Below are 13,355 nucleotides of genomic sequence, written 5' to 3' on the forward strand. Positions count from 1 at the left end.
CCATGGGGCACCTGATCCACCGCGACCTCAACGCCTCCGTGGAAAGGCTGCGCGACCAGGTCGCCCATGCCCTGCGCGCCGCCCTGATCTCGGGCGAACTGCGGCCCGGCGTGGTGTACTCCGCGCCGACGCTGGCCGAGGACTTCGGCATCTCCGCCACCCCCGTCCGCGAGGCGATGCTCGACCTGGCGCGCGAGGGCCTGGTCGAGCCGGTCCGCAACAAGGGGTTCCGGGTCACCGAGGTGGACGAGCGCGACCTCGACCAGTACACCGAGATCCGCGCGCTCATCGAGATCCCCGTCGTCGGCCGGGTCACCCGGACCGCCGCCCGTGAGGATCTGGAGGCGCTGCGACCGGTCGCCGAGGAGATCGTGCGCGCGGCACGGGACCACGACCTCATCGGGTACCTCGAGGCCGACCGGCGGTTCCACCTCACGCTCCTCGGCCTCGCGGGCAACGAACGGCTCGTCGAGACCGTGGGTGAACTCCGCAAGCGGTCCCGGCTGTACGGGCTCACCGCGCTGGACGAGCGCGGCGAGCTGATCCCCTCGGCCGAGGAGCACCTGGAGCTCCTCGACCTGATGCTCGCGGGTGACGCCAAGGGCGCGGAGAAGTGCATGAAGAGGCACCTGGGTCACGTCCGTTCCCTCTGGGCCAAGAGCGAGCGGGCGTCGGACACCGCCGGGTGACAGTGGCTCCTCGGAACCGGGGGCCGACTTCGATGAGCTATGCAATGTCACATGCCATAAATGGGCATGCCGTAACGGGAAGGATCGGATGAACCCCGCGTACGCAACCGTCGATCATGTCTTCGCCGCTCCCCTCGATCACCGCGCCCCCGACGGGCCCGCCATCGAGCTCTTCGCACGCGAGGTCGTCGATCCGGCCCGCACGGGCGAGCAACTGCCCTGGCTGCTCTACCTCCAGGGCGGACCAGGCGGCAAGTCGCCCCGCCCGTCAGCCGGTTCACCCGGCTGGCTGGACCAGGCGCTGAAGACCCACCGGGTCCTGCTCCTCGACCAGCGCGGCACCGGCCGCTCAAGCCCGGTCACCGCCCGGTCCGCCGCGCGCTTCACGTCGCCGGGGCAACTCGCCGCCCATCTCGCCCACTTCCGCGCCGACTCGATCGTGGCCGACGCGGAACTCATCCGCCGCAGGCTCTGCGGTGACACCCCCTGGGAGACGCTCGGCCAGAGCTACGGCGGCTTCCTCACCCTCACTTACCTCTCCCAGGCCCCCGAGGGCCTGCGGGCCTGCCACGTCACCGGGGGTCTTCCCGGCCTCACCGCCACCGCCGACGACGTGTACGCCCGCACCTACCCCCGCGTACGCGACCGGGTCCTCGACTTCTACGCCCGCTACCCCGACGACGCGCCCCTCCTCAGGAAGATCGCCGACCTCCTCGCGGCCACTGACGTCCGCCTCCCGGACGGCGACCGGCTCACACCCCGCCGCCTGCGCACCCTCGGCCTCGCGCTCGGCATGGGCGACGGATTCGAGCGCGTCCACTGGCTGCTCGACGAAGCCCTCGACGCGCACGGTGAGTTGACCGACACCTTCCTCCATCAGGTGATGACCCTCACCGGCTTCACCGACAACCCGCTCTTCGCCGTCCTGCAGGAGACCCTGTACGGGCAGGGGGCCGGCCCGACCGGCTGGGCGGCCTCCCGGGCGCTCGCCGACTTCCCCGAATTCTCCGAGGACGCGGACCCGCTCCTCCTCACCGGGGAAATGATGTACCCCTGGATGTTCCGGGACATCAGGGGCCTGCGCCCCTTCGCCGACGCCGCCGACCTGCTCGCCGCACGCACCGACTGGCCACCCCTGTACGAACCGCACCGCCTCGCCGCGAACCGGGTCCCCCTCGCTGCGGTCGTCTACCACGACGACATGTACGTCGACGCGGGCCTCTCCCTGAGCACGGCACGCGCGGTCGGCTCCAGCCGGGTCTGGGTCACCAACGAGTGGGAGCACGACGGCGTCCACGTCTCCGGCGGCCGGGTCCTGTCCCGCCTGATGGACCTGGCCGCCGGCCGCGCGTGACACCCCCTTCAGTCCCCGAGCCCCCGAGCCTCCGACGGGAGACCCGCACATGCCTGCTCCGAAGTCCCGCCTCGCCGCCGCTCTTGTCACCGCCGCCTCCTGCCTCGCCCTCCTGACCACACCCACCGCGCAGGCGGAGCCGCTCCCCGCCCCCGCCGCCGACTGCGCGCTGCCCGGCAGGACCGGCTGGACCGACGAGGGCCACGACACCGACCCCGTACAGTTCCAGCCCTCCACGGGAGCCCGCCGGGTCCTGACCCTCTTCGTGGACTTCCCCGACGCCCAGGCCGACGCCACCACCGACCCCACCCATGCCTACGCCGCCCAGCTCGCCCCCGCCGCCGACTGGATGCGGACGGCCAGCCACGGCCGCGCCGAACTCACCCTCAGCTCCCTGCACCGCTGGATCCGCATGCCGGCGGACTCCGTCTCGTACGGATTCCAGCGCGGCCTCACCTTCGAGGCCCACGAGGCGTACGTGCGCGACGCGATCGAGGCCGCCGACCCGTACGCGGACTTCTCCCGCTACGACATGGTCTACGTCGTCCCCACCCGGGCGGCCACCGCGATCCCGTTCTCCCCGACCTACCTCTACGACCCCGCCGGAACCGGCGTGACCGCCGACGGCACGCGCCTCAAATGGGCCGTCACCTTCGGCCAGGACATGCGGCGTTGGGGCCACAAGGTCGTTGCCCACGAGACCGGCCACACGTTCGGCCTGCCCGACCTGTACTCCTTCACGGGCGCCACGCACCAGTACGCGGGCGGCTGGGACGTCATGGGCAACATCGCCGGCCACGCCCCGCAGTACCTCGGCTGGCACTCCTGGAAGCTCGGCTGGACCCGCGACGACCAGGTCGTCTGCCTGTCCGCGCTGTCCGCACCCGGACAGCGCACAATCCGCCTGACCCCCGTGGAGCGCCCCGGCGGCACCAAGATCGCCGTCCTGCGCACCGGCGAGACCACGGCGTACGTCGTCGAGTCCCGGCGCGCCGAGGGCAACGACCGGTCCGCCTGCTCCACCGGGGTCCTCGTCTACAAGGTCGACTCGTCCACCCCGACCGGCGAGGGCCCGGTCCGGATCCTGAACGGCAACCCGGACGCCACCCCGCCCGCCGGCTGCACCTCGCTCGACCTGGCGGCGTACAGGCCGGGCCGGACCTTCACCGACCCGGACGGCGGAGTCCGGATCGAGGTCCTCGCGGGCGGAACGAAGGGAGACCTGGTGCGACTCCGCCTGTCCTGACCCTGTCGCTCTTTGCCGGGTTCCCCTTCGCACTTAAGGTGGGGCTGCGTCGAGGACACCGGGAGCGAGATGAAGATCCTGATCAGTGCCGACATGGAGGGCGCCACCGGCGTCACCTGGCCCGCCGACGTGCTGCCCGGGACACCCCAGTGGGAGCGGTGCCGGTCCATGTTCACCTCGGACGTCAACGCGGCGGTCCTCGGCTTCTTCGACGGCGGCGCCGACGAGGTGCTGATCAACGAGGCGCACTGGACCATGCGGAACCTCCTCCTCGAACGGCTCGACGAGCGCGCCGAGATGCTCACCGGGCGCCACAAGTCGCTCTCCATGGTGGAGGGGGTGCAGCACGGGGACGTCGACGGCATCGCCTTCGTCGGCTACCACACCGGCGCGGGCGCCGAGGGCGTCCTCGCCCACACCTATCTCGCCAACTCCATCACCGGCGTCTGGCTCAACGGTGAGCGGGCGAGCGAGGGGCTGCTCAACGCGCACGTCGTGGCGGAGTACGGAGTGCCCGTCGTCCTCGTCACCGGCGACGACCTGACCTGCGAGGACGCCCTCGGGTACGCGCCCGAGGCGCACAAGGTCGCGGTCAAGGACCACGTCTCGCGGTACGCGGCGGTGTGCCGGACCCCGAAGCGTACGGCGAGCGAGATCCGGGCCGCGGCGAAGGCCGCCACCGCCCTCGCCGTACGGCACGATCCAGTGCTCGGCGGACCGTTCACGGTCGAGCTGGAGTTCGACGCCGAGCATCTCGCGGCCGCCGCCACCGTCGTGCCCGGACTGGCGCGGAGTGGCGAGCGCCGGGTCGCGTACACCAGCGAGACGATGTGCGAGGGCATTCGTACGTTCAAGGCGGTCACCACGATCGTCTCCGCAGCGGTGGAGGAGCAGTATGGCTGAGCCGATCCAGACGGTGGACGCCACGGCGCTCGACGAGGTGGTGACCTTCACCTCCGAGCTGATCCGGATCGACACCACCAACAAGGGCGGCGGGGACTGCCGGGAGCGGCCCGCCGCCGAGTACGTCGCCGAGCGCCTCGCCGCCGCGGGCCTGGAGCCCACCCTCCTGGAGCGGACCCCCGGCCGCACCAACGTGGTCGCGCGCATCGAGGGCACCGACCCGTCCGCCGACGCCCTCCTCGTGCACGGCCATCTCGACGTCGTCCCCGCCGAGCCCGCCGACTGGGCCGTCCACCCCTTCTCCGGCGAGGTGCGCGACGGCGTGGTGTGGGGCCGCGGCGCCGTCGACATGAAGAACATGGACGCGATGGTCCTCGCCGTCGTCCGCGCCTGGGCGCGCCAGGGCATCCGGCCACGCCGGGACATCGTCCTCGCCTACACCGCCGACGAGGAGGCCAGCGCCGAGGACGGCTCGGGCTTCCTCGCCGGCGAGCACCCCGGGCTCTTCGAGGGCTGTACGGAAGGCATCAGCGAAGCAGGGGCGTTCAGCTTCCACCCGCAGCCGGGGATGACGCTCTACCCGATCGCCGCCGGCGAGCGCGGCACCGCCTGGGTCAAGCTCACCGCGCACGGCCGGGCGGGCCACGGCTCCAAGGTCAACACGGCCAACGCGGTCACCCGCCTCGCCGAGGCCGTCGCCCGGATCGGCGCCCACTGCTGGCCCGTCCGCCTCACCCCGACCGTACGGGCCGCGCTCACCGAACTCGCCGCGCTCCACGGCATCGAGACGGACGTGAGCGCGCCCGGTTTCGACGTCGACGTGCTTCTGGAGAAGCTCGGCCCGGCCGCCGCCCTCGTCGAGCCGACCGTGCGCAACAGCGCCAACCCGACGATGCTGGACGCCGGTTACAAGGTCAACGTCATCCCCGGGCACGCGGTCGCCTATGTCGACGGCCGGATGCTGCCGGGCGGCGAGGAGGAGTTCGCCGAGACGATGGACCGGCTCACCGGGCCGGACGTGGAGTGGGAGTTCCACCACCGCGAGGTCCCGTTGGAGGCCCCGGTCGACTCGCCCACCTTCGCCCGACTGCGGGCCGCCGTCGAGCACTTCGACCCGTCCGGACACGTCGTCCCGTTCGCCATGTCCGGCGGGACCGACGCCAAGCAGTTCTCCCGGCTCGGCATCACCGGATACGGTTTCTCCCCACTGAAGCTGCCCCCGGGCCTCGACTACGGAGCGCTGTTCCACGGAGTGGACGAGCGCGTCCCCGTCGACGCCCTGCACTTCGGCGTCCGCGTGCTCGACCACTACCTGAAGTCCGCGTAAATCTCGTTCGGTTCGTGCAAGTCCGCGTAAAGGAACTCGCGATGGTACCCACGGGCGCCTACGGCACCTGGCCTTCCCCCATCGACGCCGCGCTGGCCGCCCGCCACGACGGGCGCCCCGAGTACGTCGGCGTCGTCGGGGACGAGGTGTGGTGGACCGCGCCCCGCCCCACCGAGGGCGGCCGGCGCGCGCTCGTACGCCGGCGGGCCGACGGCACCGAGGAGTCGGTGCTCCCCGCCCCCTGGAACGTCCGCAGCCGGGTGATCGAGTACGGCGGACAGCCCTGGGGAGGCGTGGCGCGCGCGGACGACGGGCCGCTCGTGGTGTTCAGCCACTTCCCCGACCAGCGGCTGTACGCGTACGAGCCCGATACGGACACTGACCGCCCCGGAACCGCGGCCGGGCCGCGGCCGCTCACCCCGCTCTCGGCCGTCGGCGGCGGACTGCGCTGGGCCGACCCCGTGATCCACCCCGAGCGCGGCGAAGTCTGGTGCGTCCTGGAGGAGTTCACCGGTCCCGCACCCACCGACGTGCGCCGCGTCCTCGCCGCCGTGCCCCTCGACGGATCGGCCGCCGAGGACCGGAGCGCCGTGCGCGAACTCTCCGACGGGCGGCACCGGTTCGTCACCGGACCCCGCCTCTCCCCGGACGGACGCCAGGCGGCCTGGATCGGCTGGGACCATCCCCGGATGCCCTGGGGCGGCACGGAGGTGATCCTCGCCGACGTCGCGCCCGACGGCACATTCCAGGACGCGCGGACCGTCGCCGGCGGCCCCGAGGAGTCGGTGCCGCAGGTCGGCTGGACGGCCGACGGACAACTCCTGTACGTCAGCGACCGCAGCGGCTGGTGGAACCTCTACCGCGCGGACACCGGAGGCGGCGAGCCGGTCGCCCTGTGTCCGCGCCCTGAGGAGTTCGGCGGACCGCTCTGGAAGATCGGCCTCAGCTGGTTCCAGCCCCTGGAGAACGGCCTGGTCGCCGTCATCCACGGCAAGGGCGCCACCGCGCTCGGGATACTCGACCCCGACAGCGGCGAACTCGTCGACGCCGCCGGCCCCTGGACCGAGTGGGCCGCCACCCTCGCCGTGCACGGCGCCCGGGTCGTCGGCGTCGCCGCCAGCCCGCGCAGCGCGTACGAGGTCGTGGAGCTCGACACCTGTACCGGCCGGGCCCGGGTCATCGGCTCGGCCCACGACGACCCGGTCGATCCGTCGTACTACCCCGAGCCTCAGATCCGTACCTTCACCGGGCCCGACAACCGCGAGATCCACGCCCACGTCTACCCGCCGCACAGCCCCGACCGGATCGCACCCGGCCAGGAGCTGCCGCCCTACGTGGTGTGGGCGCACGGCGGACCGACCGGGCACGCCCCGCTCGTCCTGGACCTGGAGATCGCCTACTTCACCTCCCGGGGCATCGGCGTCGCCGAGGTCAACTACGGCGGCTCCACCGGCTACGGACGGGAGTACCGGGAACGGCTGCGCGAGCAGTGGGGCGTGGTCGACGTGGAGGACTGCGCCGCCGTCGCCGAGGCGCTCGCCGCCGAGGGCACCGCCGACCCGGCGCGGCTCGCCGTCCGGGGCGGCAGCGCGGGCGGCTGGACCGCCGCGGCCTCCCTCGTCACCACCGGCGTCTACGCCTGCGGCACGATCATCTACCCCATCCTCGACCTCCTCGGCTGGGCCACCGACGAGACCCACGACTTTGAATCCCAGTACCTGGAGTCGCTCGTCGGCCCGCTGGCCGAGGTGCCGGCCCGCTACAAGGAGCGTTCACCCCTCGCCCACGTCGAGCGGATCTCCGCGCCCTTCCTGCTGCTCCAGGGCCTGGACGACGTGATCTGCCCGCCGGCCCAGGCCGAGCGGTTCCTCGCGCGCATGGCGGGCCGGGGGATCCCGCACGCCTACATCGCCTTCGAGGGCGAGGGCCACGGCTTCCGGCGGGCGGAGACGATGGCCCGCGCTCTCGAGGCCGAACTCTCCCTGTACGCCCAGACCTTCGGCATCGCCCGGGCCGACGTACCCCTCCTGGAGCTGAAGAAGTGACCGCGTCCCCGCTCACCCGGCCCCCGCGACTGAGCCCCGGCGCCCGGGTCGCCGTCGTCGCACCCAGCGGGCCGATCCCGGAGGACCGGCTCGCGGCGGGCCTCGACATCCTGCGCGGCTGGGACCTCGACCCGGTGGTCGCTCCCCATGTCCTGGACGGGCACCCGGAGTTGGGATACCTGTCCGGTACGGACGAGGGCCGGGCCCGGGACCTCCAGGAGGCCTGGTGCGACCCCGGCGTCTCCGCGGTGATCTGCGCCCGGGGCGGCTACGGAGCCCAGCGGATGGTGGACCTCGTCGACTGGGCGGCGATGCGGGCCGCGGGGCCCAAGGTGTTCGTCGGCTACAGCGACGTCACCGCCCTGCACGAGGCGTTCGCCGTCCGCACCGGCCTCGCCACCCTGCACGGGCCGATGGTCGCGGCGGCCACGTTCCTGAAGGACGCCCGCACCCAGGAGTCCCTGCGGGCCACGCTCTTCGAGCCCGAGTCCGTCCGGACCCTCGGCCTGGACACCGCCCGCCCGCTGGCGCCGGGCCGGGCCCACGGCGTCACCCTCGGCGGCTGCGTGAGCCTGCTCGCCGCCGACCTCGGCACCCCGCACGCCCGGCCCTCGGCCGCCGGCGGCCTGCTGCTCCTGGAGGACGTGGGGGAGGAGCCGTACCGCCTCGACCGGATGCTCACCCAACTGCTGCGCTCCGGATGGCTGGACGGGGTCGCCGGCATCGCCCTGGGCTCCTGGGCGGAGTGCGGCCCCTACGACGAGGTCAGGGCGGTGCTCGCCGACCGGCTGGGCGGACTCGGCGTCCCGGTGGTGGAGGAGCTGGGCTTCGGCCACAGCGAGACGGCACTCACCTTCCCGCTGGGCGTGCCGGGCGTCCTGGACGCGGAGTCGGCGACGCTCACGCTGGACATACCTGCGCTGGCCTGAGCGGTCAGGAAGCCGACCGTACCTTCACTGAATCTCCGTCAATGACATCTGTCAGACGCGTTGACGCACTCTGACACGTGTCACACCATGGGCCCCGCTCGGTACTTACCAGTCGGTAATCCTCAGCGTGGAGGTCCCCGTGTCCGTGTCCCGTGCGCTACCGCTGTCCCGCAAGCTCCTTGCCCTGGCCGCGAGTACGGCGGTGGCCGCGCCCCTCGCGCTCGCCGGTCCGGCGCGCGGTGCCGAGACCGTCCCGTACACCGTCACCCCGCTGACCTTCACGGTAGAGGCGGGCGGGCGTACGTGCACGGTCGACGCCGATCTCTACCGACCGGCCGGAGTGGACGCCGCGCACCCGGCTCCCGCCGTGCTCGCCACCAACGGCTTCGGCGGGAGCAAAGCGGACGGGTCCACCGACGCCATTGGCAAGGCGTTCGCCGCCCGGGGCTACGTCGGACTCGTCTACTCCGGGCTCGGCTTCGGCAGGACCGGCTGCCTGATCTCCCTCGACGACCCCCGCATCGACGGTCAGGCCGCCGCCCGGCTCCTCGACTTCCTCGGCGGCACCCGCGCCGCCGACGACGGCACTCGCGCCGACTTCGTCACCCTTGACGGCGCGGGCGACCCGCGCGTCGGCATGATCGGCGGCTCCTACGGCGGCGCGATCCAGCTCGCCACCGCTTCCGCCGACCCCCGGCTCGACGCGCTCGTCCCGCTCATCACCTGGAACGACCTCGCCTACTCCCTCGCCCCCAACAGCGCCGACCGCGCGACCCCGGGGGTCTTCAAATGGCAGTGGGCCAACGGCTTCTACCTGATGGGGGAGGGGCAGCCGCTGCTCGTCCCCTCCCTCGACCCTTCCCGGATCAACAGCCTCGGCTGTCTGCACTTCGTCACCGACGCCTGCGACACCGTCCGGCTGCTCAACTCCGGCCGCTACCCCGAAGCCGACACCAAGAAGATGCTCGACTTCGCCCGGAGCGTCTCGCCGGTCTCGTACCTGGACAAGGTCAAGGCTCCGACCCTCATCGTCCAGGGCCAGTCCGACAGCCTCTTCAACCTCAACGAGGCCCAGGACACCTACGAGCAGCTGAAGGCACGGGGTGTCGACACCCGGATGATCTGGCAGTCCTGGGGCCACAGCGGCGGCATCACCGACCCGGCTGCGGGCGAGCTGAACCTCGGGCAGGGCAATCTGGAGACGAGTTACGTCGGACAGCGCATCCTCGCCTGGTTCGCCCGGTACCTGCGGCGCGACCCGAGCACCGACACGGGGCCCGCGTTCGCCTACTACCGTGACTGGCAGAGCGGCTACGGCACCGCGGGCACGGTCCCGGCGCTCAGCCAGAAGCTCTACCTCTCCGGGGACGGCAAGCTCGTCGACAACCGCGCCAAGGTCGCCCGGGGCTCGCGCGAGTACCTGAACTGGCTGGTCCCGACGAGCCATTCGGAGTCCTCGCTCGTCGGCCTGATCGGCCTGACCGACCCGCGGCCGTACGACCTCCCGGGCACCCACCTCGGCTGGACCAGCGCCCCGCTCGCCGCGCCCGTCGACGTCGTCGGCGCCCCGAAGGCGACGCTCCGGGTCGTCTCCCCGGAGACCGAACGCGTTCAGCACTCCGGCGACGCCGCCGACAAGCTGGTCCTCTTCGCCAAGATCTACGACATCGCGCCGGACGGCACCAAGACGCTGGTCGAACGCCTCGTCGCGCCGGTGCGGGTGCCGGACGTCACCCGGCCCTTCACGGTCGAGCTGCCGGGCATCGTCCACCGGTACGAGACGGGCCACCGCCTCCAGTTCGTGATCGCGGCCAGTGACGACGCGTACGTCGGCAACCGGGGGATCAAGCCGGTGACCGTCACCAGCGCGCCGGAGGACACGGGAACGCTGGAACTGCCCGTTGTCAAGGGCCGGGTGGGGTAGCAGCCGGATGGGTGGATTCACGCGACCTTCGGTCTTTCTTTACCTGTCCTTTTCCCACTCTGCGGGCGGCGGGACGGAGACTATGCCTCCGCCTTCGCGCCGTGACGTCGGTGCGGGGCAGCTCCCCACTCCTAGAAGGACCGAAGGCCCCGTGCCACTTCCCGTTGTGCTGTCCGGCCGCACCGTACGGCTGGAACCCCTCGCACCACAGCACGCCGCCGCCATCGCCGCGGCCGGCACCGAGGACCGTACGACGTACGCGTTCACGCCCGTCCCCCACAGCCTGGACGCGGCAGAGATCTACCTTGAACGGGCCCTGGCCGAACAGGCCGCGGGCCGGGCGATCCCCTTCGCCGTGGTCAGTACCGCCGACGGACGGGTCGTGGGCTCGACACGGTTCCTGGAGCTCCACTACTGGCAGGGACCGCTGGTCTGGCCCTCGGTGCCCGGGGTGCCGTACGGCGATCCGCTCACGGCCGTGCCCGACGCGGCCGAGATCGGCAACACCTGGCTCTCGCCCCGGGCCCAGGGCACGGGGATCAACACCGAGGCCAAGCTGCTCATGCTCCGCCACGCCTTCGAGGTGTGGGGCGTACGGCGGATCTCGTTCCGTGCCGACGCCCGGAACGTGCGCTCCCGGGCGGCCATCGAACGGCTCGGCGCCACCTGCGAGGGCGTGCGCCGTGCGCATTCGCGGGGCCTGGACGGGGCCGTGCGGAACACCGCCTTCTACTCGATCCTGGACGAGGAGTGGCCGGCGGTACGGGCCGTCATCGAGGCCCGGCTCGACCGGGCGGCCCTGTTCGACGGGGTGCCGCGCGGGCCGCTCGTACCGGCGTAGGGCGGCTCAGCAAGGAGCCCCCCGCCCGGCAAGCCGGGCAGGGGGCTCCTTGCTCCTTGAGTACGCCTAGCGGGCCGCGAGCGCCGCGTATCCCGGGCGGATGACGTCGTCGATCAGCCGCTGCCGCTCCGGGAGCGGGAGGAAGGCGGCGTCGAGCGCGGCGACCGTGAACTCCTCGAAGACCTCCGGGCCGTAGCCGAAGGCCTCCGCCATGTGCTGGAACTCCTCGCTCATGGTGGTGCCGGAGACGAGCCGGTTGTCTGTGTTGAGGGTGATCCGGAAGCCGAGGCGGCGCAGCTCGTCGATCGGGTGCGAGGCGTAGTCCTTGGCCGCGCCCGTCTGCAGGTTGGAGGTCGGGCAGACCTCGAGCGCGATCCGGTTGTCGCGGACGTACGCGGCGAGGTGGCCGAGCGTGCCGTCCTCGGCGATGTCGTCCGTGATCCGCACGCCGTGGCCGATGCGCTCGGTGCCGCAGACCTGGACGGCCTCGTGGATCGACTCCGCGCCGACGGCCTCGCCGGCGTGGATCGTGAAGTGGCAGTTGTGCCGCTTCAGGTGCTGGAAGGCGGGCAGGTGGCGGGTCGGCGGGTTGCCGATCTCGCCGCCGGCGATGTCGAAGCCGGCCACGCCCTGGTCGCGGTGGGCCACGGTGAGCTGCGCGATCTCCAGCGAACGGTCGGTGTGGCGCATGCCGGTGAGGAGCGTACGGACGGTGATCCGGCCGCCGGAACGGCGCTCGCCCTCGCGGAAGCCCTCGTTCACCGCCTCGACGACCTCGTCGAGGGTCAGCCCGCCCTCCAGGTGCTGCTCGGGGGCGTAGCGGATCTCGGCGTAGACGACCCCGTCCGCCGCCAGGTCCTCGGCGCACTCGGCCGCGATGCGGTGCAGCGCCTCACGGGTCTGCATCACCGCGCAGGTGTGCGCGAAGGTCTCCAGGTACCGCTCCAGCGAGCCGGAGTCGGCGGCGTCCCGGAACCAGACCGCGAGCGCGGCCGGGTCCTCGGTCGGCAGCGCGGTGTAGCCGCACTCCCGCGCCAGTTCGACGATGGTGGCGGGGCGCAGCCCGCCGTCCAGATGATCGTGCAGGACGGCCTTCGGCGCGCGGCGGATCCACTCGGCGACGGGCGTGCGGAGGGAAGCGGCAGAGTTGTCAGACAAGTGCATGGCGCGGAAGTGTACGCCACGCCGGGGTGCGGGTGCTGTGACGGCGCCGACAGGCGCTGCGGCGCTGGCGGAACGGGACCGCCCCGGAGCGCGGGGCGGCGCCGCAGGCGTCGCGGGTCAGTTCGACTGGAGCACCGGCAAGGCCGGCGCGCCCGTGGGGAGCATGTGTTTGGCGGCCAGGACCGGGGTGTCTCCGACCCGGACGACCTGGGTGACCAGGACCGCCGGGGTGTCGGCCGGGCGGCCGAGCTGTTCGCCGCGGCGCTGGCCGAGCAGCGTCGCGGTCACGCTGCTGTGCGCCGCCAGCGGCACCCCACGCGAGGCCCCGGCGAGCACCGCCAGCATCGAGGTCCGCTCGGGCGAAGGCTCCGTGCGCAGCGCCTCGGCGAAGTCCGGATGCGCCCGCGCCAGTACGTCGTCGGCCGCCGCCCACTCCTGGCTGAGCGCGGCCGCCGCACCCTCCCCGGCCAGCAGCGACTCCCAGAACCGCAGCTCCGCCCGGGCCGGCGCGAGCAGGTGCTGGGTGGTAAAGTCGGTGGGCTCCTCCACCGTCCGGAGCAGCGCCCGTACGCGCAGCGACGCGCCCGCGCCGATCAGCTCCTCCAGGGGCTGGATGTGCTCGAAGCCACGCCGCGGCGGGTGGTCGTTGACGGTCCGGCCGACCCCGCGCCGTACGGACAGCAGGCCGTCCTCCTGGAGCAGCAGCAGGGCCTCGCGCAGGGCGGGCCGGCTGACACCCAGCTCACCGGCGAGCTTCGGCTCCGAGGGGAGCGTCGAGCCCGGGGGATAGGTGCCGTCGTGGATGGCGTCGGCGATCCGCTCGTAGAGCACCACGACCGGTCGCCGCTGCTGTCCGCTGACTGCCACTGCCCCTCCTCCACGTGCTTGTCGGCAAGTGAACGGTATCCGGAATCACAGGTCAAAGGGACTTGA

Annotated in this window: 11 protein-coding genes; 9 read left to right on the forward strand and 2 right to left on the reverse strand. The window is 72.5% G+C overall.

Going from position 1 to position 13,355, the window contains the following annotated elements; all coding sequences use genetic code 11:
* Nucleotides 1-2 precede the first annotated feature (2 nt).
* The 9 genes from ACZ4VI_RS27505 (at nucleotide 3) to ACZ4VI_RS27545 (ending at nucleotide 11,258) form a co-directional block, all read left to right on the forward strand.
* Entirely contained in the window at nucleotides 3-689 is a 687-nt protein-coding gene (locus tag ACZ4VI_RS27505; RefSeq protein ID WP_468003438.1) for a GntR family transcriptional regulator, read from the forward strand.
* An 88-nt stretch (nucleotides 690-777) separates the two neighbouring features.
* Nucleotides 778-2,043, forward strand: coding sequence for an alpha/beta fold hydrolase (locus ACZ4VI_RS27510; RefSeq protein WP_468003439.1), 1,266 nt, complete (start codon nucleotides 778-780; stop codon nucleotides 2,041-2,043).
* A gap of 49 nt (nucleotides 2,044-2,092) precedes the next feature.
* On the forward strand, nucleotides 2,093-3,289 hold the full coding sequence (locus ACZ4VI_RS27515; RefSeq protein ID WP_468003440.1) for a M6 family metalloprotease domain-containing protein: 1,197 nt from the start codon (nucleotides 2,093-2,095) through the stop codon (nucleotides 3,287-3,289).
* Between the two features lie 69 nt (nucleotides 3,290-3,358).
* Entirely contained in the window at nucleotides 3,359-4,192 is an 834-nt protein-coding gene (locus ACZ4VI_RS27520) for a M55 family metallopeptidase (RefSeq protein ID WP_468003442.1), read from the forward strand.
* Nucleotides 4,185-5,519, forward strand: a complete 1,335-nt coding sequence (locus ACZ4VI_RS27525; RefSeq protein WP_468003444.1) for a M20/M25/M40 family metallo-hydrolase — start codon at nucleotides 4,185-4,187, stop codon at nucleotides 5,517-5,519. Before ACZ4VI_RS27520 ends, ACZ4VI_RS27525 begins: the two co-directional genes overlap by 8 nt.
* Nucleotides 5,520-5,560: 41 nt before the next feature.
* Nucleotides 5,561-7,564, forward strand: coding sequence for a S9 family peptidase (locus ACZ4VI_RS27530; RefSeq protein ID WP_468003445.1), 2,004 nt, complete (start codon nucleotides 5,561-5,563; stop codon nucleotides 7,562-7,564).
* A complete protein-coding gene (locus ACZ4VI_RS27535; protein WP_468003447.1) occupies nucleotides 7,561-8,493 on the forward strand; it encodes a S66 peptidase family protein in 933 nt (310 codons plus the stop codon). The genes ACZ4VI_RS27530 and ACZ4VI_RS27535 overlap by 4 nt, the downstream gene beginning before the upstream one ends.
* 145 nt (nucleotides 8,494-8,638) lie before the next feature.
* Complete coding sequence (locus ACZ4VI_RS27540; RefSeq protein WP_468003615.1) at nucleotides 8,639-10,417, forward strand: CocE/NonD family hydrolase; 1,779 nt, start codon at nucleotides 8,639-8,641, stop codon at nucleotides 10,415-10,417.
* A 151-nt stretch (nucleotides 10,418-10,568) separates the two neighbouring features.
* Nucleotides 10,569-11,258 (forward strand): GNAT family N-acetyltransferase, encoded by a 690-nt coding sequence (locus ACZ4VI_RS27545; RefSeq protein ID WP_468003449.1) that lies wholly within the window; start codon nucleotides 10,569-10,571, stop codon nucleotides 11,256-11,258.
* Between the two features lie 66 nt (nucleotides 11,259-11,324).
* Here the strand turns inward: ACZ4VI_RS27545 and ACZ4VI_RS27550 are convergent, their stop codons facing one another.
* Together ACZ4VI_RS27550 and ACZ4VI_RS27555 are read right to left on the reverse strand one after the other, a co-directional pair.
* Nucleotides 11,325-12,422: an adenosine deaminase gene (locus ACZ4VI_RS27550; RefSeq protein WP_468003451.1), complete on the reverse strand. Its 1,098-nt coding sequence runs from the start codon at nucleotides 12,420-12,422 to the stop codon at nucleotides 11,325-11,327.
* Between the two features lie 117 nt (nucleotides 12,423-12,539).
* Nucleotides 12,540-13,289: a GntR family transcriptional regulator gene (locus ACZ4VI_RS27555; RefSeq protein WP_468003453.1), complete on the reverse strand. Its 750-nt coding sequence runs from the start codon at nucleotides 13,287-13,289 to the stop codon at nucleotides 12,540-12,542.
* Between the last annotated feature and the right edge of the window lie 66 nt (nucleotides 13,290-13,355).

The organism is Streptomyces sp. NPDC029169 (assembly GCF_055563935.1).